This window comes from Methylophilus sp. YYY-1 (assembly GCF_029132825.1).
GTDB classification, from domain to species: domain Bacteria; phylum Pseudomonadota; class Gammaproteobacteria; order Burkholderiales; family Methylophilaceae; genus Methylophilus; species Methylophilus glucosoxydans.
The window spans coordinates 1,060,153-1,083,386 of the sequence record NZ_WOVG01000001.1 but is presented as its reverse complement, the minus strand read 5'-3'; the positions used below and the strand labels follow the sequence as shown (position 1 = coordinate 1,083,386).

The following is a 23,234-nucleotide window of genomic DNA, read 5'->3' as shown; positions in this document are numbered from 1 at the left end:
ATGTCTCGTAGCCATCGCCTCAACGAACTGATGCAAGTGTTGCGTCGACATCGCGGGAGTGTTTCCGGCGCAATGCTGGCGCAAGAAACCAATGTCTCGTTGCGAACAATTCGCCGTGATATTGCAACGTTGCAGGCCATGGGTGCCAAAATTGATGGCGCAGCAGGCGTAGGGTACATGTTAAAGCCTGGATTTTTGCTGCCGCCGATGACATTCAATGAAGACGAATTGCAAGCTTTGGTCGCAGGTGCGCAATGGGTGAGTCAACAAACAGATCAAGCGCTCGCGCTTGGGGCTCAAAATGCACTGGCAAAGATTGGAGCAGTCATTCCTGCGGACATGAAACTATTCATGGAGGATGACATGCTTTATGTCGGCGAAAGACCATTTGTCGTAGATTTTGATTCAGGCGTAGTGCGTTATGCCATGCGCGAGCAAAAAAAACTCAAAGTGGCTTATATCAACAAAACGGGTGACACTTTGGCGTATGTGATCTGGCCGCTTATTTTAGGGTTCGTCGATTCGCGTTGGTCCATTGCCGCGTGGTGTGAGTTACATCAGGCATTTAGAATCTTTCTGGTGGATCGTATTGTGGAGATCAGTGGCCTTGAAGATCACTATCCTGGCAATCGGCGCCACTTGTCAAAAGAATGGCGTAATAGCGTCTGCCAAAGTGCCGACAAAAATCAGTATATTGAATAACACATGCCTAGCTTAAGTGCGTGCATCGAGCGCGCCTTGAGTGTTTTGTGAATGGTGGTTGATGACTACAAAGGCATTATCTCCTCGCGCAGTATGTCAACCTTGTTTATTGCGAGCTCCATCGCTCAGCGCCCCATTCTGAAGTCTCAAATCGAGGTGTATCGCCTATTCATGCTGGATAAAGTCTAGAGCGAGTATGGAATGGAGCGAGATACAAGCGGACTGGAAGGCGCTGGAAACGGTGATTCTCGACAAATGGGGGCGCCTGACCCAGGACAATATTTATGACATTGCGGGCAAGCGGGAGATTCTCCTGGAGAAGCTGCAGCAAATTTACGGCATCAACAAGCAAGAGGCCAATCAGCAAATCAATGCGTTTGCCCAGTCGGTACAGGAGATCAAACACCATTGAACCGCATGACCTGGTCTTTCAACTGGTAAAGGCCACCTGTTCGTGATCTGCCTCCTGAAGTGGGCCAGTTCGGCGAGCTCTTGCTCACCCTCTGTGGCATAACGCCGCGCTTAGGAAATCGTGATGCATGGATATATCCAGAATTTTTATTAAGTCACTTTAATGAATACAGACTTCAGGCGGGTGGTATCCACAGGACAGTATGGCCAGTTGCTTCTGGACTCACTCAAACCGGGCGAGGAAACCGGCTTTGAAGGATAGATGCAAGACCAGTTTTTACGCGTGGAAAAAGGGGTGGGACACATCATCAATTGCGTTACCACAGCAGTTGAACAAGGATACGCGATGATGGTGCCAGCCGGGGGCCATCATCACCTGATCAATACGTGCAAACTGGACTTGAAACTACACAGCCTCTACTCGCCACCCAGTCATCAAGAGGGCACCGTCTGTCATCTGCGCGTGTATGCAGATGTCTCGAAGCTGCCCTTTGACGGGGTCACGACTGAATAAGCCAGACCGTGTTGGCTAGCGAACAAACAGCCCCTTGCGTGCCCGGTAGACTGCAAAGACTGGTTGTTGAATTTCCAACGGCCAGACACAGATCGACCACATAAAGGATTTACGCCATGTCAATTTCCAATCAAGCCAGTGGATTACATCAACAAGCAGCGACTGATCATGAAGCGGCCGCCAAACATCATCTGAATGCATCAGAGAGCTATCATAAAAATAATGTTTCAGAAGCCAAAGAAAGTGCAAAAAAAGCGATGGAAGCCTGCAACTCGGCCCAGCAGAAAACACAGTCTGCCTGCAATTGCCATGAAAAATGAGTCAGGCATTTATGCAATGCTGACCGCAACAATCCCGCTTAGGCGGGATTGCTGACGCTGGTGTCTCCGTATGCGGCCAACTGGCGATACGACGGATACTGCTTATGTTCATGCACGCGCTTATGAAAGGCCCATGCCATGCGCTTTGATCATCAGCCCACCACACAGTTAATCCGCATCTTGAAGGCCGGATTGGGCTTCAAGCTTAACCGCCGGCAACGCTCCGCACACGAGATCGCGCAACTGGATCAGATTGCGCACACCAGCGGCGCGCACATTACCTGGATAGAGCCACAGGCACGGACTGCTCGAGCAGCGCCCGACGAATGCCATCAGTCAATGGCAAAAGAACATTGAGTGTGCCAATCTCCCGGTTAAATCAATGGCTTGATCTGCACTGATTCGCCGTTACGACCAGATGAAAAATGAATTGGTTTTTCATGCGGCCTGGAGGCGGGCGCTATTTATTGCTGCCCCTGGCTTTGTGCATGCAGATAAGCCCGCCAGCCGCCAAAGCCCGAGATATCCGTTGCGGTTGCGCTGGCGTAGGCTTCACACAAAAAGCCAGCCACTTGTTGGCCATCTTGCAGCGTAAGGGTGCCAAAGCCGAGCGGGGCCGGGACGCTGGCAACCAGTTTGCCGTAGTTCTCCAGCGGCAGCTGCCAAACCTCCAGGGCGATTGCGCTGCCGCCTGTATTGACTCTGATCAGGCCGGGGCGCGGTGGGTGAAAGCCGGCCAGGTGGTAGAGTTTGTAGTCGGCCGAGGTATGGGTGGCGCGCACAAAAATGGCTTGCAATGCCAGCAGTTGCGGGTTGAGTGGCAGGCCTTGCATATGCGCGCCGCAGACGGCAACTTCTATCATGGACATGCGGGTTTCCTTGTATTTTTTAGCGCGGTTAGCGGCCTAGCCGTTGCGCCAGTTCAAGCAGCGCAAGGTCATGAAAAGCCGGGGCGCAGAGCGTAATGCCAAACGGCAGGCCGTTGTGCTGGAATCCGGCCGGAAGGGCAATGGCAGACAAATCCAGCAGGTTCATAAAGTTGGTGTAATAGCCCAGGTTGCTATTGGTCTGGATCGGGTCCTGTTCCACTTCTTGTATGGTGTAAATCGTGCCTGCCGTCGGCGTGACCAGCAGGTCAACCTCATCCCAGCATTGCTGGGCCTGCGCCTGGTTGGCTTTGAGCTGGTATAGCGTGGCATAGGCGTCTGCTGCACTGAATTTGCTGGCCCCCTGAATGATGCTACGCGTCACCGGGTGCATGGCCTCTGCGTGTGATTCAATAAAGGGCCGGATGGCGGCATAGCGCTCGGCGACGATGGCGCCCTCATAAAGCAAGCGCGCCGTGTTGAGAAACACCGAAAAATCTATTTCGACGGCTTGCCCGCCTATCGCGGTCAGTGCTTGTACGGCGTGGGCAAATAACGCGGGCGTCTCGGGGTTGCCAAAAAAATTCAGTTGCTCAGTCCGGGGCACGCCAAAGCGAAAGCGGGGTGGAAAAGAATGCACTGCTTGCGCGGGTGCCCGCCGTGAATAGGCATCCTCTTGGTCTTCTCCTTGCGCGACTTGCAACACGGCGTGTGCCTCTTCGACGGTACCGGCAAAAATAGAGACGCAATCGAGTGAGCGGCAGGCCGGCACCACCCCATGCGTGCTAAGCAGGCCGCAGGTCGGTTTGATGCCAACCAGATTGTTAAACGCGGCCGGGATCCGTCCAGAACCTGCCGTGTCTGTGCCCAGACTAAAACTGGCCATGCCCAGCGCAACTGCCACGGCAGAACCCGAACTGGAGCCGCCGGAAATGTAGTCAGGATCAATGCTGTTTTTGCAGGCGCCATACGGCGAGCGTACGCCGACCAGGCCGGTGGCAAATTGATCGAGGTTGGTTTTACCGACCGGGATCGCCCCCGCGGCAATTAGTTTTTTGACCACCGTGGCATGTTGGTCGGCCGTGTAGGCAAAGTCCGGGCAAGCGGCCGTGGTCGGATATCCGGCCAGGTCGATATTATCTTTGATGGCAAACGGGATGCCGTACAAAGGCAGGCTGGTCGGGTCCATCGCCTCCAGTTGGCAGGCGTAGATCAGCATCTCTTCCAGGCTGACCCGGTCAATCCAGACATGGTGCGTATCCTCGGCATGGATTTTTTCTGCCAGCTGCCGGACCAGCTGGCTGGGTTTCAGGCTGCCAGCGCGATAAGCGGCGCTCAGATGCGAAATGTTCAAATTCATGTGGGGCATGGCTCCGGTGTTGGTCAGGGTGGCTGGCACGGGGTTAGTGCTGGCTGCTGAGGCCGGTGGGCAAGGCCTCAATACGCGCATATTTACTGCTTAGCCACAGCATGATCGCCACCACCAGGTAACTGGCGGCAATCGGCAACGATTGGCCAATGCCGATCGCCTCGCCATGCATGAGGCCGAAAAAAGTAAACAGCGCCGCTGCCAGTGCAAAGCCAGCGGCTTTTGCCAGTTTGCGGTCTATGACCAGGGCGGCAATCGCACCCAGCATCAATCCGCCTAAAATGGCGCCACCACCCAGCACCTCCAGCCCATGGTAGAGCACGCCCACCTGGCCGAGTTTATCCAGCCCCAAGGTGGCGGCATTGGTGCCAGCGACGGCGAGGACGTTGTCAATTTGCAATTTCCCCCAGGCCGCGACATGTGGCAAAAAGGCCAGGATAATGGCAGGCGCGTGGCTCTTGGGCGTTTCTTGAAATGCTTGTGCGCCAATCAGCATGCCGATATAGAGCAAGATAGGCGAAATGGCGACCACCGGAATCAAGGAGGCCATGAGGGCGATGATGCCCAGCCAGGAAAGCAGCAAAACGATGATGCCGGTCGCCGCTGAGTAGCCGATGCGGCCGCCCATGGCCTTCCAGCCGGGATGGCCGATGTAGACCGCATTGATAAATGGGTTGCCCATCAGGCAGCCAATCAGGCTGATCACGCCGTCGGCCGTCAACACCCTAGTTGTCGGAAAGCTGTCGCCCCCTGCCGCTGCGCTCTCAACATTGTCCATTGCCTCAACCAGGTCATAAATGCCAAACGGGATGGCGGTCACCAGAATCACACCTAAAAATTCAAAGCCGGAAAACACATGGTTGATGGCGGGTAGCGGGATGGAAAAGCCAAAGTTGGCAAGGGCGGCGCTGACGTGATTCAGGCTCATGTGGGCATAATCGAGCCCGAACAGGTGAGAACCCCAGGCGATGAGCGTCCCGGCGGCAATCGCCACCAGCCCGGCCGGGATGCCTTTGAAATAGCGCACGCCGCCAAACCAGCTGGTCAGAATAATGGCGAAGCAGACCACGCCTACCATGGGCGTCATGAACATCTCCAGCGCCGGGCGCAAACTGATAAACGCGACGGAGACGCCTGCCAGCGTGCCCAATAAGGCGGCACGTGGGGTGATTTTGCGGATCACCGGCGCAATAAAGCCGCCCAGCATCAGCACAAAGCTCTGGATAAACACCCAGGCCAGTCCGGCCTCCCAGCCTTTGACCGGGTCGCCACTGGCCAGCGAGATGGGCAACATGATCACAAACACCACCACAAACATGTGCGGTACGCTGACGCCAGACGGCAGCGCACACACATCATTGCGACCGGTCTGCCTGGCGAGTTGATAGGCGAGCCAGGCGTAATACATGGTGCTCAGAAACAGCATGAGCCCGGTGGCCGGCAAGATGCGGCCGAACACCATCTCGTCTGGCATTTTGAGCACAAACCTGAGCAGGCCGGTGAGCACCAGCAGATTGACCAGAATATTGGTGCCAAAACCAAAGAGCGCGTTCCAGTCGCCCGGTGACCAGAGTTTGATGCCTGAAGCGGTTTTCATGATGGGGATTCTCCTCAAATGGCGGGATGCCTGATTATTTTTGCAATGCGTGTACCAGTGGCTGGCTATCGGTGACCCAGCCAAAAATCGCGCCTTGGGCGGCAAACATGCGCAGGCTGACTGCGTGAAATTCGGGGTGGTATGAGGCGCAACAATCGCCAGGAATCAGGCAACGGAAACCGCGGTCATTGGCTTCGCGCACCGTGGTATGCACGCAGACTTCGGTCGTCACGCCACAGACAATCAGCGCTTCAATGTTGCGCTTGCGTAATAGCAGTTCGAGGTCGGTGGCATAAAAGGCGCCTTTGCCTGGCTTGTCGATAATGGGTTCGCCAGCGATGGGTGACAGCGCCGGGATAATCTCGTGCCCCGGTTCACCACGGATCAGGATGCGCCCCATGGGTCCCTGATCGCCGATGCGCAGTTTTGGCGCGCCCCGGTCCACTTTGGCTGGAAAGGCGTCTGACATGTCTGGTCGGTGGCCTTCACGGGTATGGATTACCAGCATGCCCTGCGCCCTAGCCGCCGCCAACACGGCCTGGCAGGGGGCAATTGCCGCTTTGAGCAAACGCACATCATTGCCCAGACTTTGCCCAAAGCCCCCTTCTTCAATGAAGTCGCGTTGCATATCGATGAGCATGAGTGCAGTGCGTGCGGGATCAAAGACAAAAGCTTCGGGCGTGGCTGCGACGGTGACTGTTTGCAGGGTGGAGATCATCTGGAATGACTTTATAAAATGCATCAATGTATACAACAAAGCAAATCACATGCCTGAGTTGCGTCTATGCCTGGTTGAAAAAAAGGCTTTTAAAACAAGGGAATTCTTTTTTAATCTGCTTGGTCTGGCTGCGGAAAATCGGCCAGCGCTCGCCAAAAGAGTGCGGCTCGCACCAAGCGAGCGCATTAGTCTGGCATCAGGGACACATGCGCCGCTGCGATTTTCCAGCCTTGTTCAGTGCGTATCCAACTCTGGCTTTGCCGGCCTGTGCCATTGTCGCGCCTGAACTCGGTGCTGGTGTTGGCATAGTCAAGGCCATAAGTGGTGATGACCGTATTAAACAGGGTGCGTGGCGGCGGGGGCGTGCGTTGTTTTCTGAAGGCGACAATCTGCTCCCAGCCATACAGGTTTTCGGCAGCGCCATAGCGCACGGCGAGGGGGCTTTGCCAAAAGAAATGGATCAGGGCTTGTACGTCATTGTTGACCAGGGCACGTTCGTAGTCAGCAAATACCGCTGTGACTTCGGCGAGGACAGGGGGATGATTAATCAGCATGGGTCACCTCTGTATCAGTTTCTAACCACGGGAGACTGGCAGACCGACAAAGACTGTAAATGGTGTGCCAGTTGCAGCAGCTGCGCCTCCTTGCCGGGCGCACCTATCAGTTGTACCGCAATCGGCAGCTGGCCGGGCAAATGCACAGGCACCGCGACGACAGGCAAGCCAATAAACGAAATCGGCTGGGTAAACATGCCCATGTTGGGTCGCAACGGCATACGGTTGCCGTTGATCACCATGTCTTCTTGCCCCAGCGGTTGCGCGCAGCAAGGGGTGGCCGGTGCAATCAGCACATCCGTGCTCGCAAACACTTGCATGGCCTGCTCAAAAAACCAGCGGCGTAAACGTTGTGCCTGCAGATACCAGGCGGCTGGTAGCGTGGTGCCTGCCGCCAGCCTGGGGCGGGTCAGCGGGTCAAAGTCAGCGGCCTGCATGCGCAAGCGGGTCAGGTGGCGGTTGCCGCCCTCGCTGGCGGTAATCAGATAGGCGGCTGAGCGGGCGCGCGCCACTTCGGGCAGTTCGACCACTTGCGTCACCTGCAAGGCCTTGCACACGGTGGCGACGGCGGCCTGTGCTTGCGCATCGCCTTGCTCAAAATAGCCGCCCAGGCGGGCGAGGCGTGGCGTGTCTGAGACTAATCGTGGCGTTGAGTCCGCGCTGGTGTTGCATTGCAGCACGTCAAAGCAAAGCGACAAGTCTTGCGCGGAGCGCGCAAAAATTCCGGCATGATCAAAACTGTGCACAAACGGAAACATGCCTTGTAAGGAGAGGGCGCCATACGTCGGTTTGAGGCCAAACAGGCCGCACATGGACGAGGGCACCCGTACGGAGCCATTGGTGTCTGAGCCTAGCGTGAGTGGCACCAGACCAGCTGCGACGGCGGCGGCTGAGCCGCCGGACGAGCCACCAGCGCTACGCGTCGGATCATGCGGATTGCGGGTGGGGCCAAAATGGTGGTTTTCTGTGGTGAAGCCATAGGCATACTCATCCATATTGAGCGCGCCGAGCAAGATGGCCCCCGCTCGTTGCATGGCCTGCACCAGAGGCGCATCGGTGCTGGCGGGGGCATGACTTTGGTTGATTTTGGCACCGGCCAGGGTAGGCAACCCGGCAATATCAAACAGGTTTTTCACCGCATACGGCACACCCGCCAACGGTGGCAAGCGCTCGCCACGGGCACGTGCCGCATCCACGGCTGCGGCCTCTTGCAACGCACGCCCCGCAGTTACGGTGGTAAAGCTGTTATAGCGGCCATCATGGCGCGCAATGTCGGCCAGCGCCGCCTCGGTCACGCTCAGGGCAGAGACTGTTCCCAGACGGATTGCGTTGGCAATGTCGATTGCATTCTGACTTCCATCCATGGCGCTTAGCTCTCTGCCTGTGGGCGAAACTCTGGGGCGGGCTCAATGTGCTCGTCCAGCGGCCAACTCATGACGCGTTCGGCATGGCTGAATAGCAGGCGGTAATGTTGCGTGGTTTGCAGCAGGTCCTGTTCGTCAAGCGTGATACCCTGTAATTGCAATTGGCTGGCAACAAATGCCGGTGTGATTTCGGTGTCTTGTAGCATGGCGTGTGACAAAGCAAACTCCTTGGTGAGGTTTTTTTTGATATGCAATATTGTATACAACAAAACCCAAGCAAGTGCCGTACCAGTGCCGCGTACTGGGTGGCTTTCAGGCGGTCAGGCAGAGGGGGGGGATAAGAACTTTTGCCGCGCCAAGGCAGTCAGCGTCAGGGTTTTGGCGAATTCTCGACTGCGCTGGATATGTCGCTTCATGGCTTGTTTGGCCTTGGTCGTGTCGCGCTCTTTAATGAGCTGCAGTATCTCATAATGCTCTTTATAGGTGCGCTGGCTGCGATTGTCAGCGTTTAGGTCCAGGCGACGAATGACGCGGATGCGGTGGTTAATGTTTTTTAAAATCGAGGCCAGCACCGGTTTGTCACTGGCTAGCGCCAGCCCGACATGAAAAGACTCATCTTTTTCACCAAGGTCTATACCCATCTGTAATTCCGCATCATGCTTCTCCGGCTGCCACAGTGCCATCATCTGCTCCACTTGCTTGTCACTCATGGCGTTGACCGCAGATTCGACGATGAGCAACTCCAGAGCGATGCGTGCCTCGTAATACTCCATCAGTTCGTTCACATCCAGCTCACGGATAAAGCAACCCTGCTTGGGACGTATGCTCAAAAAACCCTCTATTTCCAGCCGTTGCAACGCCTGCCGGATCGGCGTGCGGCTGACACCAAACATCTCTGCCAGCGCCAGTTCGGTAATGCGCGTGCCCGGATAGAGCTCAAAAGAAATAATTTTTTGCTTGAGCTGGCTATACAAAGCGTCGACAGTAGAGCTTTTTGCAGGTTTTTCTTTTTTGATCATGACCTTGAATCTGACTGGGGATGCGATTAAAGATACTTGGATAATGGCCTTTCGGCAACCGTTACACTACGTATGCGTGGTCACTACGCCTGCATTTTACGTGCACCTGGCTTGAATAGTCCGATTGGGCTATGAGTAATTGCGGGCATCGCTTTTATAATGACAGGCGTTAATTCGGGTTTGGTCATTCATCAAGGGAACAGGGCTGATTGCAACGGCTTCGATGGCCAGGGTTGCATCGCTTGTTGCCTGATTCTCAAAAAAACCGGACATTCGTGATACGAAATCTTCGGTAAATAAACATAGCAAGTCGTGTCCAGCATGGCAAAAGCAGTTGCCGCGCAGGATGCATCCAGATCAACCGCGGTTGATCCTCTCTATTTTTGCATTATTTAACAAAACCCCCGGCCTATTTGCCAATATACTCACCTGCTGCAAATAGGGCGTGTTTGCGGCTGTTCCGGCAGGGCCGAATTTTGAGATTTTGATGTGTTACCCATGATTGACCTACGATATTACCGTCATTTTGACGAAAACATCCTTTACGCCAGATACTTTTCGTTGCTGCCTTATGTGCCTGTAGTGATTGTGGCTGCAGTGGTGGCGATGCTGACACAAATCTCGGTGTTTCACCGTAATGAGCCCTTTGTCTGGTCTTTTGTCGTGCCTGCCATGCTCACGCTGGTTTCGGCCGCAGTGTTTGTCTACTGGTTTATTCACCGCAAGGAAAAACCGCACACCGATGTGGTTCGCAAACGCTTGCAGTTTTTCGCCAGTTTGCTGCTTGTGGCGGGCATCACCACTGTGATTTGCGACCTGCATCTGCTGCAAGACTCATCTGGCTACAGCCGCTACTTTTTGGTCGTGCAGATGACGCTATATGGCATCTGTTTTCCGTTTCTGCTGGTCAGCCTTGGCCGGCCGGCCTACCTTTACAATCTGATGCTGATCGTCACCACGCTTGCTTATGTGCTGTATGCCGACATTGAATATAGCCATTCATTTGCATTCATGATCCTGATTTTTGAGATTGGCATGTTGATTGCCATGTACCGCCGCAACAAGAGCTTTGATTCCCTGGTCTACAGTTCGTTACACGCTCAAAATCTGGCCGCCGAAAATGCGCGCCTGGCCAATGTGGACATGCTGACTGAACTGCCAAACCGCCGCCAGTTTTTTGCCACGATTAAAGCGCAATCGCTGGAGCATCTGAAAACAGAAGGCAAAAAATTTGCGATTGGCATCATTGATCTCGACAAGTTCAAGCAGGTGAATGATGCACATGGGCACCGCATTGGTGACCTTGTGCTGGTGGAAGTCGGTCGGCGTCTCAAGCATTACCCGCGATGTCAGCATCCTATTCACTTCTACCGCTTGGGCGGCGACGAATTTGCCTTTCACAAGCATTTTGCTGGCGATGAAGCGGCGCTCAAGCAGCTTGGTCAGTCTTTGATTGCGCTGATTGAAGAGCCGGTAGCCGTAGAGGGGATGTTATTCAATTTGAGCGCCTCTATCGGTATTGCGGTGTTTCCTGAGGTGGATGATACGTCTGAGAAACTCTATGAGTATGCGGATTATGCGCTCTACCATGCAAAGAACACGGGGCGCAGCCATACCGAGCTGTTTTCGGCCCGTCATCTTGAACGGTTGCAAAGCCGCCTGCAAATTGAGCGGGCGTTACGTTCTGCGGATCTGGTGCAGGAATTTTTTCTGGTCTTTCAACCGATGGTGGATATCCCCTCTGGCCGCACCATCGCCTTTGAATGTCTGGCGCGCTGGAACAGTCCGGCACTGGGGATGGTCAGCCCGTGCGTATTTATCCCGGTGGCTGAAAGTATAGGCATGATCTCCAGCCTCACGCTGACTTTGTTTTCTCAGGCCTTGCAGGCCGTGCAGGCCTGGCCTGCCCAGATTGGCTTGTCTTTTAATCTGTCGGCGTTTGATATTATCAGTGATAAGGTGGTGCAAGATCTGGTGGCGATGCTCGCCGCCAGTGGTGTCGATCCTGCACGGATTACCTTTGAGTTGACTGAAACTGCGCTGCTCCAGGATTTTATTGTCAGCAGAAACAATATCGAGTTGTTACGGCAGACAGGCGTTTCCCTGGCGCTGGATGATTTTGGGACCGGTTATTCCAGCCTGAGTCACGTGCAAGGTTTGCCGCTTAACAAAATCAAGGTGGACCGCAGCTTTGTGCATGATATGGAAACCAATCCGAAGAGCAAAATGATCGTGCGTTCCATTCTGGCCCTGTCTCATGGCATTGGCGTTGATTGCGTGGTGGAAGGCGCCGAGACACAGCAGCAAGTCGACTTGCTATCCTCCATGGGCTGCAAGATTATCCAGGGCTTTTACTATGCCAGCCCGATGGTTGAACCCGAGATCGTCAGTTACCTGCGTACCTGACCGGCATCGGGTCAGGCGCTGCCTTGGCCATATGCCGGGGCCAGCTGCTGTGGTCAGCGTTGTCCGTTCCAGTGGCTGAGCCAGACTTTGCTGGCGGCCGCATCCATGGGTCTTGCAAAAAAATAGCCTTGCCCGAAGCGACAGCCCAGCTCCCGTAAACCGATGGCGGCCATACTGTTTTCTATGCCTTCGGCAATCGTCTCCAGCCCCAGGCTTTCTGCCAGTTTGAGCGTTGAGGCAATCACCTTGCGTGATTTGGAAGAGGCCTCCATGGTTGTGACAAATGACTTGTCAATTTTGAGCTCGGTAAATGGCAGCGCCGCTAATTGTGACATCGAAGAATAGCCCGTGCCAAAATCATCAATACTGAGCTTAAAGCCTTGTTCACGTAAGTGAGTCAGGATTCTTTCCGCCTGTTGCGTATCCAGCATGGTGGCGGTTTCGGTCAATTCCAGAATCATGCGCGCGGGATCGAAGGCAAACCGTTGGCAGACTTGTTCCAGCATCTGGATCAAATGGTCATTGTGCAGGCTTTTGGCTGAAATGTTGACCGACAAGCATAGGGTTGAACTGATGGATTGGATAAACTGGATGCCTGTCACAACCACGTATTCAGTCAGGGCTTCTATTTGCCCAGTGTCTTCTGCTACATGAATAAATAATTCGGGTAACTGGATGCCCTGCTGTGGGTGTTGCCAGCGTAGCAAGGCCTCAAAGCCTATCACCTCGCCGGTAAATAACTCGATTTGTGGTTGATAATAGACGACGAATTGCTGCTGGCGGATCGCCTCGTTTATGCTCTCGTGGTCTATGCTGAGTGGTTTGATGACTTCTGTATGATCCGTGGCATGCAAATCGACGGAAGGATGGTCCGCCAGCAATTTTTGCAGCAGATGCGGTAAGACCGGGTGATGCAAAATGCCGCGGATATTCAATTGATGTTCCAAGGCGGTCAGTTGCGCCAGTGGCAGTAGCGCTGAACCGATGCCGCTGGTCAGGATAATGCTGCTTTGGCAGTCCATACGCGCCAGCGTTTTCAGAATCTCAATGCCATCAATACTCGGCATGACCAAATCGATGGCCAAGTGCGATGGCTTCCAGGCGAGGATGGCATCGATAAATTGCCTGCCATCTTCACAGTGTTTGACCTCAAATTCCAGATCTTTTGCGACGGCAGTCATCAGGGTCGTCAGCGTGACATCATCATCCAGAATCAATAGCGTATTTGTACTCATTGCACCACCTCCTTTTATCGGCATTCATTGCCGTTCTTGTTGTTGCTGTGTTGCAGGGGTGAAACTAAATGGGTTCGCTGAGAATAAACCTCAACACATTGGGCTGTTTAGACTGAGTAAAGTTTTATGGTAATGTAATTTGCTTAAAAACTGAACATGGTTTTGGCTGAAAACAAACGGAAATGTGCTGGTTTGGTTATAAATAGCCAAATTTTGAGGCGGGAAAAGTGTTAGTAACGCCACCGCATGCGGCGATGATCGGTCAATAATGATGCATTAGCAAGATTAGAAAGTGCATTGAGACAAAAGGGTAGGGCTAGTATAAGTTATGCCATTTTTTTAAGGTCCAGGGGCTCGCTGTAAATCTGCAAGTGACCGCGGCCGGCACGCTTGACCTGATACAGCGCCTGGTCTGCGTGTTCATACATGGTTTGCGCAGAGAGTTTGGCGTCGCAGGTGGAGCAGGCGCCGATAGATGCGCTCACCGTCAGTACCCGTTCGTCGATATGCATGGTTTGAGACAGTGCATGGCTGATTTCTGCACACACTTGCTTGAGGCGCAGATGCTCGCAATCAGACAATAAATGAAATGCAAACTCATCGCCACCCAGTCGGTAAAACTGCACGTCAGCTGTGTGAATCGCAGCCAGCCGCTTGCCCACCTCGCTTAACACCAGGTCGCCAATATGGTGACCGTATTGATCGTTGATCGGTTTGAAGTGGTCAAGATCCAGAATGCCAACAACAAAACAATGCTCACCCAGGCTGGATTCGGCTTGCTGTTGTGCCGCTTGCAGAAAGAACTGACGCCGGTTAGGCAGCGCGGTTAACACATCCTGTTGTGCCAGCCGCTGATTTTCCTTAAGCAGGCTTTGCGTTTCAAAGGTTGCATTCACCCATTGGTCAAAGGTCTTGTTGCTGGCGCGCATGGTTAACAGCATGCCCACTTCAAACACCAGAATCAGCATGGCGACCAAATAGGGATGTTCAATGTCGCCGCGAAACACGCAGGTCACCGCCGCTCCAATCAGCAACACATTGTAGGCATAAGCCGCCGCCCCCAATTTGCTCAGGATAAAGGCAAAGCACAAGCCATACAGCGTGTTGTGCACGATTAAGAAATAATGCGAAAAACTGCCCGTGATTGGAAACAGGTACAAACTGCGCCAGAAGGTAAACAGGCCTGCCAGTATCAGCAAGGTAGAGGCGGTATCCAGGCGTTTGCGGATATTCTCGATCGGCGGCTGGTCATGCCTGTGCTTGTACCAGAACCACAGCAAGACCACCCCTATCACCAAGCGCAACATGGGTGGCAAAATGGCAAATTTCCAATCAATCTCACCCTGCAACGCCACCATTTGGATCGTCAATGCGCTAATCGCGGTAAAAATGACCACGGGCACGTCGTTTACCAGGCTGTGGTAGCGGGCGCGCAATAAGTTAGCATCAGGTTTCTGGAGCAGTGACATTAAAATCGGTACAGGTTTCAGGAATAGCTTATCTTATGCAAGAGGCAACCGGCTTGATCATCAAAATATCGCTTTGTTTTATTCTTTATTAAGCGTTTTACTTCAGATGAAAGCAGCCATGTCCGAACCCGCATCCATTGTTCAGGCGATGGATGCCAGTTAGTTGGCGCTATTATCGAAAACTTTGAGCTTCTAGGGGGAGAGCATAGATTCAATTTATCGCTAATTTTTGCAATTTATTGTGAGCTTGGGGTATGGCCGTGCCGCCAATATTTTGGCTGTTTGGCGCTTCCCGCTGTGATGCCAGCATGATTCGATGCCTATTCATGACGGATAAACAAGTGTTAGCGTTGCAGCCCTCACGATCCAGCGGAGCGGTCGCTGGATGTTTCATAACCAAATTGGTTTTTATCAGCCAATTTTGATCGAATATGGTTGTTTTAAACCTGTTTTATGTCGGGAAATTTTCCCTATTCATTTTTTTTATAATTGAGAATCAGTCTCTTATACGTGGTTGTGTCATGTGGCATGCGTTTTGCACTCTATGAATATAAATCTAAAAGTAGGGTGGCAGGATATGAGCGAGACACTGGCATGGTGCGGGATCGATTTAAAATGGGCTTACACGGATGTGTTGCGTCGCATTGGTCGGCGAACAGCTTGTGTACAGCGGGCCAAAGATATTTTGCATGATGCGCTGGTGTTTTTTGCCGTCTCCAGCCATCCGGCACGTGAAGAGTCGCCACAGGCCTATTTAAACGGCATCGTGAATCATCTGCTGGTCGATGAGTTCAGATACCGAACCCGTTTTGTCGATGAGGAGCAGATGGACGAAACCGCCCTGATCCTCGACTGCACGCCAGAGCAGCTGTATGAAACTCGGCAAAAACTGCATCACTTGCAACGTATTGTGGATTTATTGCCAGAAAAGTGCCGCCAGGTATTCTGGCTCTATCACGTCGATGAAATGAAGCAACGCGAAATCGCCTTGCATCTGGATATCAGTACCAGCATGGTAGAAAAACACCTGATTCGTGCCATGCTGGACATCCGTGCATTTCAGCAAAGCCTGAACCATTAAAGGCGTATTGACCTCAACTGCTGCCATGTCAAAACCCGCCCAGTCCAAGCCACTCAATGCCAAATCGCTCACCTTGAGCGAGATGGCGGCGCGCTGGTATTTACGGTTGCGTGAGCAGGAGAAAAATGCACGTGGTAGCGAGCAGCAAGCGTTTGAGGCGTGGCTGGCCGATGATCCGCGCCATGCAGCTGAATACGACAGCATTGCCCGTGCCATGCGGCAACTGGATTCAGCCGAGAGCCTCTCTAGCTTGGCCGATGCCGCCGAGCAGCGAATGTTTTTAGCCAACGAGGCCAAACGCAAAACCCGGCAGCGCCGGCTCGGCCAACTGCTCATGATAGGCATGATCAGTATCATGGGTTATTTCTCACATCAGCAATACCAGGTTTGGCAGGCCCAGCCCGTCATGCAAATGGCCGCGCAAAACCCGGTAGGTCAAATCGTCACCAAAACGCTGGATGATGGCAGTAAAGTCACTCTCAGTGCCAAGAGTGACATGCAAGTCACTTACTATCGCCACGAGCGTCATGTGCTGCTCAAAGAAGGTGAAGCCATTTTTGAAGTGACCAAAGACCCAGAGCGCCCCTTTATTGTTGAAACCGATACCGCCAAAGTCACTGTGTTAGGCACACGCTTTGCAGTTAACCGGCTGCAACAACTGGTTCGTATCAGCGTGGATCATGGCCGGGTCAAGGTCGAACCAAATCTCGACTCTAAAGCTGAACTGGCCACCTCAACCGCTGAAGGCCAGCCCGCCATCGCCAGGGAGATCACCAACGGCCAGGTGCTCGAGGTCTACCCCAATCACGCCATGGCACTGGTCAATCGCCCCGCCTCGGACGCCTTTGCCTTCATGAAAGGCCGCCTGGTATTTGACCGCGCCGATATCGACGAAATCGCCTACACCGTTTCGCGCTACCGCGTTAAACCCGTGCAAGCACAAGGCAAGCAGGTGCGCAATATTTCTGCGGATATCAATATCCAGGATATCGACCATTTCCTGCGCGGCCTGCCCAATATTGCCCCGGTCAAACTGCAAGAAACGCCGCAATATACTTTGCTCAATAGCACGCACTAATCACTTGATGCGGGATGCTGAGTAAGGGTGTAATCAATCACGTTACTTCAGCCTTTTCTCGCAGTAAATGAGTCTTTGCAAATAAGCAAAAGATTGAGCCTTCTCGCCAATTCCTGATCCCCAATCGCGCCATATTTTTCTTCTCATCGGCTTTTAGTAAAGCGATTTACTAGCCCTCAAAAAAACATAATCAAACCCTTTATGTAAAGTTAGGTTAACAACGTCAGGGTTTTGCCGCGCTCACAGATGAGTCAATAGGACAGGAGAAGAATCTGTGAACAAAAATACAAAAAATCCTAGAAGAGGAATACAAACCGCCCTCACTGCATTGAGCGTGATGGCATCACAGCCCCTATGGGCGGAAGCACTGAATACCCAATTGCCAAAGCAGCAAGAGGAGATTTTTAGCGTGCCAGTGAATGTGGATATACCAAAACAGCCTTTGGCGAACTCTTTGCATGACCTAGGCAAAGCCACTGGTATGAATATTTCATTCCCTAACGATCTGGTCTCGGGTAAAACGGCCCCAGAGGTGCGGGGTCGTATGACCAGCTCAGAAGCCTTGCGGCAGCTGTTGAGTGGTAGCGGGTTAATGCCTAAGGTTGAGGGCAATAATGTCTTTATTCAAAAAGCGCCTAAAGAGGCCAAGCCGCAAGACATTCAACTCGAAAAAATCGAGACCATCGCCAAGCGTCGTTACGATGTGGGGCCTTTACGTGGTCTTGCGGTGACCAAAGAAGAAATCCCCGGCAACGTACAAAGCATTAGCGCCAAAGAGATCAAAGAATCCAAAGCAGTCAGCCTGACTGACCTCATGAACAGCAAGTTGCAGTCGGTGAACGTTAACGACTACCAAAGTAATCCGTTCCAGATGGACGTCACCTACCGTGGCTTTACCGCCAGCCCGCAATTAGGTACCTCACAAGGCTTGAGCGTGTTTCTGGATGGCATCCGTGTTAACGAACCGTTTGGGGATGTGGTGAACTGGGACATGATCCCCATGAACGCGCTCAACAGCCTGGACGTCTTCCCAGGCTCTAACCCGCTGTTTGGCTTAGGTACGTTAGGTGGCGCCATCAGCATGAAAACCAAAAGCGGCTTCGACAGCAACGAAGGCACCGTGGAATACCTCGGTGGCTCTTTCAAGCGTAACCAGTTTCAAGGCTCTGTGAGTGGCAACAACGGCGTGGTGGCGGGTTTTGCCGCGGCCAACATCTTTAGAGAAGACGGTTGGCGGGTCAACTCCCCCAGTGAGGTCAACCAGATATTTGCTAAAGGCGAATGGCGGAATGACAGTGTGCAACTGGGCTTAAGCATGCTGTATGCAGGCAACAAACTCATCGGTAACGGTTTGCTCCCCACTGAAATGGCTAAACAAGATGGCAGTCAAATTTTCACCAGCCCGGACGAAACCAAAAACCGCCTGCTGCAATTTCAGCTCAACGGCATCTGGGATGTCAGTGACACCTTCAACATCACCGGACAAGTTTACAAACGTAAGAGCCGCAGAAATGCCAGTAACGGCGATGTAAACCAAAACTTTGGTGGTAGTGCGACTAGGCGACCTAACCCAGGTGAACAACTTGCGAATGGAGTGCCTGACTTTGATGGGGATGGGTTGCCAGATATTGAATCTAGTAGTTTATCGATTGAGAATGTGGCTGCACAGACTGTGCCGGATGGAAATGGTGGCACTATTCTGGCAATGTTGGATATTAATGGCGAACCAGAGTATTTTGGCATTGATTCCAGTGGAAATGTTTTATTAAATTCCGCATTCTCTGCATACGATTCATCGTCCCCCTCCGGATATGATTTAAGTCGATTAGCCATAGGTAGTAATGCAAATTCGACTGCTGTGACAGGGCAATCTGTAGATGCAAGCGGGAATCCAATCTGGACGCTTAATCCGCAGAATCCTACTACTGCACCAGCATTTACTCCTGAATTTTATCAATATGCTTTGAATGCCTGGAAGCTGCGCCAAATTTCGGTGCCAGATCCAAGAACCGATGGGCAGCGCTTTGATCCTCAAGATTTAACTTATGTATATAAGGATGTTAATGGTTTTATTGTTGGGGGTGATTCTTACTCTGTGCCAGCAGTAGACCCCGTTACAGGTGCAAATCTAATTCGGGTATTTTCAGGGAGTAATCCCGGGATCAACAAGCCGCTGGGGTTGATTGTGACTGATTCGAATGGGACACCAATTGATCGCAATGGCGCTAATTGTAATTCCGGGCAGATCGGGCAAGGCAAATGCTCTGGTTATGTCGAAGGCACGCCGACCGCACTGATTACCCAAACCGAGATTGATCAGACAACCGATGGTGCATCGATGCAGCTCAACTGGAATTTTGATAAGCATAAATTCATGTTAGGGACTTCGATCGACGCCGCAGATGCCACCTACCAGAGTGGTCAATACTTGGGTTTGTTTGATGCAAACCGCCGGTCTTACTTAGACCCAAGCCAGCTTGGCTACGAGTTTTATGCGGCTGATCATCGCATAGACCTGAATAACTTTGCAGGCAACAGTACCACCAAGAGTATTTACTTCAGCGAAACCTGGACGCCGACCAAAGAGTTGGCGTTTACCGCCGCCGGTAGATTCAACCATACAAAGATCAAGAATCAACTGGCAATTAATAACATCTTGGGTTTGTCAGGGCCCACTGCATTTAAAAACTTCTATCAAGATACGGTACTCTGCCCTGATAGCAATGGAAACGGTACCTTAGAGCTGGAGGAGTGTCCTGCGGTGAGTGTGCTGCCGTTTAGTCCGGAGCTTGCAGGCGGGCTAGGCTATCTTGGCCAACCAGAAACAGAGAAGTTTACTTATCGCTCGTTTAATCCAAGTTTAGGGGCCACCTGGCAGCCTACGGAGACACTTAACCTTTATGGCAACTGGAATAAGGGTGCTCGTACTCCCAGTGTGATTGAGCTTGGCTGTGCGTTTGACGATACACCAGTCTACAACACAAATCCTAATACAGGCGAACTCGTCTACGTCGGACCTCGTTCTCTGGCTGAAAGACGTTTTTGTAGCTTACCAAGCACCTTATCTGGTGACCCATACTTAAAACAAGTACGTTCTGAGACGATTGAGTTTGGTGGACGCGGCTATCTGACTCCAACCATACAGTGGAATGCCACTGCCTATCAAACTGAACTGACAGATGATATTTACTTCGTTTCTTTTACTGCTGACCGTAGTTTCTTCCAAAACATAGGGGACACTCGCCGCCGTGGGATTGAGCTTGGGTTGCAAGGCAAGGTCGATAAGCTAGGCTTTAGAGTCAACTACTCACTGACTGATGCGACCTTTCAAGACCGCTTTACAGTCGCAAGCCCTAATAACAGCAGTGCAGGCAATGTGTCTGGGCGTGGCAATGGCTACGAGCAGATTACTGTCTCCCCCGGCAATCGTATTCCAGGTGTGCCTCTACATAACCTGAATGCCACTGTGAGTTATGACATCACACCCGATTGGACTGTGAGCCTGACCGGGATACTGCATTCAGAAAGTTTTGTGCGTGGTAACGAGAACAATAAACACCGACCTAATACGCCGAACATACGTTATTTGAGCTGTACTGATCCGACGGTGATTGATGGGATTCAGTATGGTAACGATAGCTGTGCAACGCAAATCGAAAGTCCTAACTTTCGCTATCCAGGCAAAGTACCAGGCTATGCAGTGTTTAACTTCAAAACTGCCTATAAATTAAACAAGAACTGGACGGCAGGCTTGATGATTAACAACCTGTTTGACCGAGAGTATTACAGCGCTGGTCGTTTAGGTGTCAATCCGTTTTCACCTTCTATCAACGGTGCAATCGGCCCTGGTGGATTCAATTACAACAGCAATGACTGGTTAGCAACAACCTTCCTTGCGCCTGGGGCACCGAGATCTGCTTTCATCACACTCACTTATGACTTTGATGTAGGCAAGTAGAGATGTTCATAAGTTTGGCTAATGATTTTTATGGAATGGGCATTTGTGAACTGCAATGCCTAATGTCATCAGTATTCAACCGCATTCAGATTAGAACTCACAAGGCGCTAACAGAGTGTGATGAATTGGTGAAGCAGTATGCAGGCAGCCACAAATGCCTGCTCATTTTAACCTTAATTACTAGGAGCATGTAATGAGAAATCACTTACTGAAGTTAGCTGTTATTAGCGTATTCAGTTTATCAACCACAGCTTTTGCTACAGGCTTGGAGAGCCTGCCAGCAGCAGGTTTTACGGTAACTGCGGGAACTAACCAGGCAGCAGGCACAACCGGTTGGCGTGAGTGCAATACGACTGGTTTGTATGGGAGCTTAGATTACGACGCACCGACAGCAACGACTGATAATACTTGCGCGGTGTTTCCATCTGGAGGCAACGATCCAGGTACTCCAGTATCAGGGTTTACCAATGTTACGCTGTCTACAGCTAAGCGAAGTGTCACTATTACAGCCAACGGCGAAACGCTTGCAACTATGCGTCAACGTGTTTATAGAAACTCTGCGGCGACAGAGTGCGTATTTGAAAAGCGTTTTGTCATGGCCACTACAGGATCATTTGACTACAACCCGGATTTAACAGGCAGCCAGCGCTTAGAAGTGAACGACTTTGTCTTGGGTGGTTTTAGTGGCACAACTGATGTGAGTGCTGGCTACTACCATTCAGCCAATACTGACTCCCCAGTATTTAGAATGGGGCGTTCATTCACTTCAGTGCAAATTCAAGGCAATGACTTTGACGCTGCGACTGCGTTGAACACGGGTTATGTTCGCCGTCCAGTGAATAGTCCTGCGCCTGCATCTGGCACAGAAATTAATGGTGTTGGTCAAACATTGGTTAGTCCAGGCACACCAACAGCAGCTCAACAAACTGCTGAGATTCGTACCAACTGGGTGGACTTTACTGTAGATGTTACCGGCGGCGTGGATGAAGATGGTACGACTGCTAAAGATAGCCCATTCTTATATGTACGTGCTGGTTGCGGTTCAGGTACTGAAGCAACAGCATTCCCAACCACTAATAACACTGTACGTATTCGCCAGACTGGCCAAGAGTCTCAACCATGGGTCACTGTGGTCACCAATGGTGTGACACGTAGTGGTGCAAATGCAAACTTCTAATTTTTAATTAGTTTGTTAATCGTGTAACAACTGTCGGCGGTGCATTTTGCCGCTGGCAGTTACCCAGCTTTGGGAGCGTAACGTGTTAAAAATAAAGCATTTTAAATTAATGTCATTATTGGGCTTCTTTATCTCAATAGCCTGTCAAGCAGGGTTTGTTGAGTTGTTGCCAAACAAAACCTCATCTTATGTCGCTTGTAACACCACAGGCTTATTTGGCCTGCAAGAGAGCACTGTTCCAGAGATTGCTCAAAAACAAAATGATGCATGTGCTGTGAGCAATGAGTTGTTGCTGACCAGCCCGATGAATGCGCCTTTAGAGGGGTTCAATATGGTCGGGATGATTTCGCGCGGTGTGGCGCCACCGGCTCCTGAGGGCAATGATAATGAAGAGTTTGCCACTTTGACCGACACCATTTGGTGGAATAAAGACACAAAAGAGTGCATTTTTGGGACGCATGTGCTCATGAAGGAAGCAAAGCTCAGTCATGGCGAACAATGGGAGGTGAATGACATTGTGCGTGGCGGCTTTTCTGGTAGACCGGTATCGGTGGCCTATTTTATGAATCCCAAACCGAATGCAAGTTATGGCATGCCGGAGGCGCTGTATCGTGCGGGCCGCACCTTTACCTCGGTGAGCCAGCCTGGATTGCCTGATCTAAAAGCCGCCCCTTATCACGAGGGTTGGGTGGACTTTACCACGGACGTGAATTTTGATGATCCCGATGGCACAACGCGCAAAATGACGGCGATGTTTTATATCAAAAGTAAGTGTGATCAAAAAGAACCAGAAGAAAAAGAGGGCGCGATCCGGTTTCGCACCACTGGTCAGAATGGGCAAAAAAAGCTTGAAGTTGTTTTGCCGGGATTAGTGCCTGCGGGTGCAACGTTGGATTAATTGGGTGGTGCTAACCCTAAAAATAAAAAGAGTGATTAGCCATTTGGTTGGAGGGAAACATGTTAACTAAACAAGAAAAATCGGCTGGCTTTACCTTGCTGGAACTGCTGGTGGTGATGGTGATTATCGGTCTGCTGGCTGGCTATGTCGGCCCCAAGTACTTTGCGCAGATCGGCAAGTCTGAAACCAAAACCGCCAAAGCGCAGATTGAGGCCTTGTCACGTGCCTTGGACACCTACCGGCTGGATACCGGGCATTACCCATCGACTGAGCAAGGGCTGGCGGCATTGAATCAGGCACCGAGTGGCGAGACCAAGTGGCAGGGGCCTTATCTGGCCAAAGGCGTACCCGCTGATCCTTGGGGGCGGCCTTACCTATACCGCGCGCCCGGCGAGCATGGCGATTACGATGTCTGGACCTTGGGCAGCGATGGCGCGGCGGGTGGCCAGGACGCCGATAGCGATGTGGGTAACTGGTAAAGCAGCCATCCTGTAGAGC

The 23,234-nt window shown here is 52.0% G+C and carries 22 protein-coding genes; 12 read left to right on the top strand and 10 right to left on the bottom strand.

Translation table 11 applies throughout. The features are described from left to right. From GOC95_RS05170 to GOC95_RS05150, 5 genes are all read left to right on the top strand, one after another. The gene (locus GOC95_RS05170) at positions 1 to 702 is read left to right on the top strand and encodes a YafY family protein (protein WP_275356162.1); all 702 of its coding nucleotides are present in this window, start codon (positions 1 to 3) and stop codon (positions 700 to 702) included. A gap of 196 nt (positions 703 to 898) precedes the next feature. Beyond that, positions 899 to 1,114, top strand: a complete 216-nt coding sequence (locus tag GOC95_RS05165; protein WP_275356161.1) for a hypothetical protein — start codon at positions 899 to 901, stop codon at positions 1,112 to 1,114. A gap of 261 nt (positions 1,115 to 1,375) precedes the next feature. Beyond that, the gene (locus GOC95_RS05160) at positions 1,376 to 1,627 is read left to right on the top strand and encodes a hypothetical protein (protein ID WP_275356160.1); all 252 of its coding nucleotides are present in this window, start codon (positions 1,376 to 1,378) and stop codon (positions 1,625 to 1,627) included. Positions 1,628 to 1,743: 116 nt separating this feature from the next. Then, the gene (locus tag GOC95_RS05155; protein ID WP_194748552.1) at positions 1,744 to 1,947 is read left to right on the top strand and encodes a hypothetical protein; all 204 of its coding nucleotides are present in this window, start codon (positions 1,744 to 1,746) and stop codon (positions 1,945 to 1,947) included. A 138-nt stretch (positions 1,948 to 2,085) separates the two neighbouring features. Then, positions 2,086 to 2,304, top strand: a complete 219-nt coding sequence (locus GOC95_RS05150) for a hypothetical protein (protein ID WP_194748551.1) — start codon at positions 2,086 to 2,088, stop codon at positions 2,302 to 2,304. 107 nt (positions 2,305 to 2,411) lie between these two features. On the opposite strand, the gene GOC95_RS05145 is transcribed toward GOC95_RS05150, so the two are convergent. From GOC95_RS05145 to GOC95_RS05110, 8 genes are all read right to left on the bottom strand, one after another. After that, entirely contained in the window at positions 2,412 to 2,816 is a 405-nt protein-coding gene (locus GOC95_RS05145) for an amidase (protein WP_275356159.1), read from the bottom strand. Between the two features lie 28 nt (positions 2,817 to 2,844). Then, entirely contained in the window at positions 2,845 to 4,263 is a 1,419-nt protein-coding gene (gene atzF, locus GOC95_RS05140) for an allophanate hydrolase (RefSeq protein ID WP_275356158.1), read from the bottom strand. Further along, positions 4,217 to 5,779 carry a hypothetical protein gene (locus tag GOC95_RS05135; protein ID WP_275356157.1) on the bottom strand — a complete coding sequence of 521 codons (1,563 nt, stop codon included), beginning with the start codon at positions 5,777 to 5,779 and terminating at the stop codon, positions 4,217 to 4,219. Before GOC95_RS05135 ends, atzF begins: the two co-directional genes overlap by 47 nt. A 34-nt stretch (positions 5,780 to 5,813) precedes the next feature. Next, positions 5,814 to 6,521: an isochorismatase family cysteine hydrolase gene (locus GOC95_RS05130; protein WP_275356156.1), complete on the bottom strand. Its 708-nt coding sequence runs from the start codon at positions 6,519 to 6,521 to the stop codon at positions 5,814 to 5,816. A gap of 161 nt (positions 6,522 to 6,682) precedes the next feature. After that, positions 6,683 to 7,051 (bottom strand): oxalurate catabolism protein HpxZ, encoded by a 369-nt coding sequence (hpxZ, locus tag GOC95_RS05125; RefSeq protein ID WP_275356155.1) that lies wholly within the window; start codon positions 7,049 to 7,051, stop codon positions 6,683 to 6,685. 14 nt (positions 7,052 to 7,065) lie between these two features. Beyond that, a complete protein-coding gene (locus GOC95_RS05120; protein WP_275356154.1) occupies positions 7,066 to 8,415 on the bottom strand; it encodes an AtzE family amidohydrolase in 1,350 nt (449 codons plus the stop codon). 5 nt (positions 8,416 to 8,420) lie between these two features. Continuing rightward, a complete protein-coding gene (locus GOC95_RS05115; protein WP_275356153.1) occupies positions 8,421 to 8,633 on the bottom strand; it encodes a DUF4089 domain-containing protein in 213 nt (70 codons plus the stop codon). A 102-nt stretch (positions 8,634 to 8,735) separates the two neighbouring features. After that, positions 8,736 to 9,434, bottom strand: coding sequence for a GntR family transcriptional regulator (locus GOC95_RS05110; RefSeq protein ID WP_275356152.1), 699 nt, complete (start codon positions 9,432 to 9,434; stop codon positions 8,736 to 8,738). 498 nt (positions 9,435 to 9,932) lie between these two features. Here GOC95_RS05110 and GOC95_RS05105 point away from each other — a divergent pair, with 498 nt between their 5' ends. Then, the gene (locus GOC95_RS05105) at positions 9,933 to 11,840 is read left to right on the top strand and encodes an EAL domain-containing protein (protein ID WP_275356151.1); all 1,908 of its coding nucleotides are present in this window, start codon (positions 9,933 to 9,935) and stop codon (positions 11,838 to 11,840) included. Between the two features lie 53 nt (positions 11,841 to 11,893). Here the strand turns inward: GOC95_RS05105 and GOC95_RS05100 are convergent, their stop codons facing one another. After that, positions 11,894 to 13,075: an EAL domain-containing response regulator gene (locus tag GOC95_RS05100; protein ID WP_275356150.1), complete on the bottom strand. Its 1,182-nt coding sequence runs from the start codon at positions 13,073 to 13,075 to the stop codon at positions 11,894 to 11,896. Between the two features lie 326 nt (positions 13,076 to 13,401). Beyond that, positions 13,402 to 14,544, bottom strand: a complete 1,143-nt coding sequence (locus GOC95_RS05095) for a diguanylate cyclase (RefSeq protein ID WP_275356149.1) — start codon at positions 14,542 to 14,544, stop codon at positions 13,402 to 13,404. A 577-nt stretch (positions 14,545 to 15,121) separates the two neighbouring features. On the opposite strand from GOC95_RS05095, the gene GOC95_RS05090 reads away from it, so the two are divergent. The 6 genes from GOC95_RS05090 (at position 15,122) to gspG (ending at position 23,215) form a co-directional block, all read left to right on the top strand. Then, positions 15,122 to 15,625, top strand: a complete 504-nt coding sequence (locus GOC95_RS05090) for a sigma-70 family RNA polymerase sigma factor (protein ID WP_194748541.1) — start codon at positions 15,122 to 15,124, stop codon at positions 15,623 to 15,625. Between the two features lie 25 nt (positions 15,626 to 15,650). After that, a complete protein-coding gene (locus GOC95_RS05085) occupies positions 15,651 to 16,703 on the top strand; it encodes a FecR domain-containing protein (protein WP_275356148.1) in 1,053 nt (350 codons plus the stop codon). Positions 16,704 to 17,040: 337 nt separating this feature from the next. Beyond that, positions 17,041 to 20,661 carry a TonB-dependent receptor gene (locus tag GOC95_RS05080; RefSeq protein WP_275356147.1) on the top strand — a complete coding sequence of 1,207 codons (3,621 nt, stop codon included), beginning with the start codon at positions 17,041 to 17,043 and terminating at the stop codon, positions 20,659 to 20,661. 193 nt (positions 20,662 to 20,854) lie between these two features. Next, positions 20,855 to 21,838: a hypothetical protein gene (locus tag GOC95_RS05075; protein ID WP_275356146.1), complete on the top strand. Its 984-nt coding sequence runs from the start codon at positions 20,855 to 20,857 to the stop codon at positions 21,836 to 21,838. Between the two features lie 82 nt (positions 21,839 to 21,920). Beyond that, positions 21,921 to 22,736 carry a hypothetical protein gene (locus tag GOC95_RS05070; protein ID WP_275356145.1) on the top strand — a complete coding sequence of 272 codons (816 nt, stop codon included), beginning with the start codon at positions 21,921 to 21,923 and terminating at the stop codon, positions 22,734 to 22,736. A 59-nt stretch (positions 22,737 to 22,795) separates the two neighbouring features. Then, positions 22,796 to 23,215 (top strand): type II secretion system major pseudopilin GspG, encoded by a 420-nt coding sequence (gene gspG, locus GOC95_RS05065; protein ID WP_275356144.1) that lies wholly within the window; start codon positions 22,796 to 22,798, stop codon positions 23,213 to 23,215. The last annotated feature ends 19 nt before the right edge of the window (positions 23,216 to 23,234 follow it).

Excerpts from the sequence above, each read along its gene's own strand:
- GOC95_RS05130 (WP_275356156.1), bottom strand. The coding sequence starts at position 6,521 with ATGCATTTTATAAAGTCATTCCAGATGATCTCCACCCTGCAAACAGTC.
- GOC95_RS05085 (WP_275356148.1), top strand. The coding sequence starts at position 15,651 with ATGTCAAAACCCGCCCAGTCCAAGCCACTCAATGCCAAATCGCTCACC.
- GOC95_RS05165 (WP_275356161.1), top strand. The coding sequence starts at position 899 with ATGGAATGGAGCGAGATACAAGCGGACTGGAAGGCGCTGGAAACGGTG.
- GOC95_RS05160 (WP_275356160.1), top strand. The coding sequence starts at position 1,376 with ATGCAAGACCAGTTTTTACGCGTGGAAAAAGGGGTGGGACACATCATC.
- GOC95_RS05090 (WP_194748541.1), top strand. The coding sequence starts at position 15,122 with ATGAGCGAGACACTGGCATGGTGCGGGATCGATTTAAAATGGGCTTAC.
- GOC95_RS05150 (WP_194748551.1), top strand. The coding sequence starts at position 2,086 with ATGCGCTTTGATCATCAGCCCACCACACAGTTAATCCGCATCTTGAAG.
- gspG (WP_275356144.1), top strand. The coding sequence starts at position 22,796 with ATGTTAACTAAACAAGAAAAATCGGCTGGCTTTACCTTGCTGGAACTG.
- GOC95_RS05145 (WP_275356159.1), bottom strand. The coding sequence starts at position 2,816 with ATGTCCATGATAGAAGTTGCCGTCTGCGGCGCGCATATGCAAGGCCTG.
- GOC95_RS05110 (WP_275356152.1), bottom strand. The coding sequence starts at position 9,434 with ATGATCAAAAAAGAAAAACCTGCAAAAAGCTCTACTGTCGACGCTTTG.
- GOC95_RS05170 (WP_275356162.1), top strand. The coding sequence starts at position 1 with ATGTCTCGTAGCCATCGCCTCAACGAACTGATGCAAGTGTTGCGTCGA.
- hpxZ (WP_275356155.1), bottom strand. The coding sequence starts at position 7,051 with ATGCTGATTAATCATCCCCCTGTCCTCGCCGAAGTCACAGCGGTATTT.
- atzF (WP_275356158.1), bottom strand. The coding sequence starts at position 4,263 with ATGCGCGTATTGAGGCCTTGCCCACCGGCCTCAGCAGCCAGCACTAAC.
- GOC95_RS05095 (WP_275356149.1), bottom strand. The coding sequence starts at position 14,544 with ATGTCACTGCTCCAGAAACCTGATGCTAACTTATTGCGCGCCCGCTAC.
- GOC95_RS05100 (WP_275356150.1), bottom strand. The coding sequence starts at position 13,075 with ATGAGTACAAATACGCTATTGATTCTGGATGATGATGTCACGCTGACG.
- GOC95_RS05135 (WP_275356157.1), bottom strand. The coding sequence starts at position 5,779 with ATGAAAACCGCTTCAGGCATCAAACTCTGGTCACCGGGCGACTGGAAC.
- GOC95_RS05080 (WP_275356147.1), top strand. The coding sequence starts at position 17,041 with ATGGCATCACAGCCCCTATGGGCGGAAGCACTGAATACCCAATTGCCA.
- GOC95_RS05155 (WP_194748552.1), top strand. The coding sequence starts at position 1,744 with ATGTCAATTTCCAATCAAGCCAGTGGATTACATCAACAAGCAGCGACT.
- GOC95_RS05075 (WP_275356146.1), top strand. The coding sequence starts at position 20,855 with ATGAGAAATCACTTACTGAAGTTAGCTGTTATTAGCGTATTCAGTTTA.
- GOC95_RS05105 (WP_275356151.1), top strand. The coding sequence starts at position 9,933 with ATGATTGACCTACGATATTACCGTCATTTTGACGAAAACATCCTTTAC.
- GOC95_RS05120 (WP_275356154.1), bottom strand. The coding sequence starts at position 8,415 with ATGGATGGAAGTCAGAATGCAATCGACATTGCCAACGCAATCCGTCTG.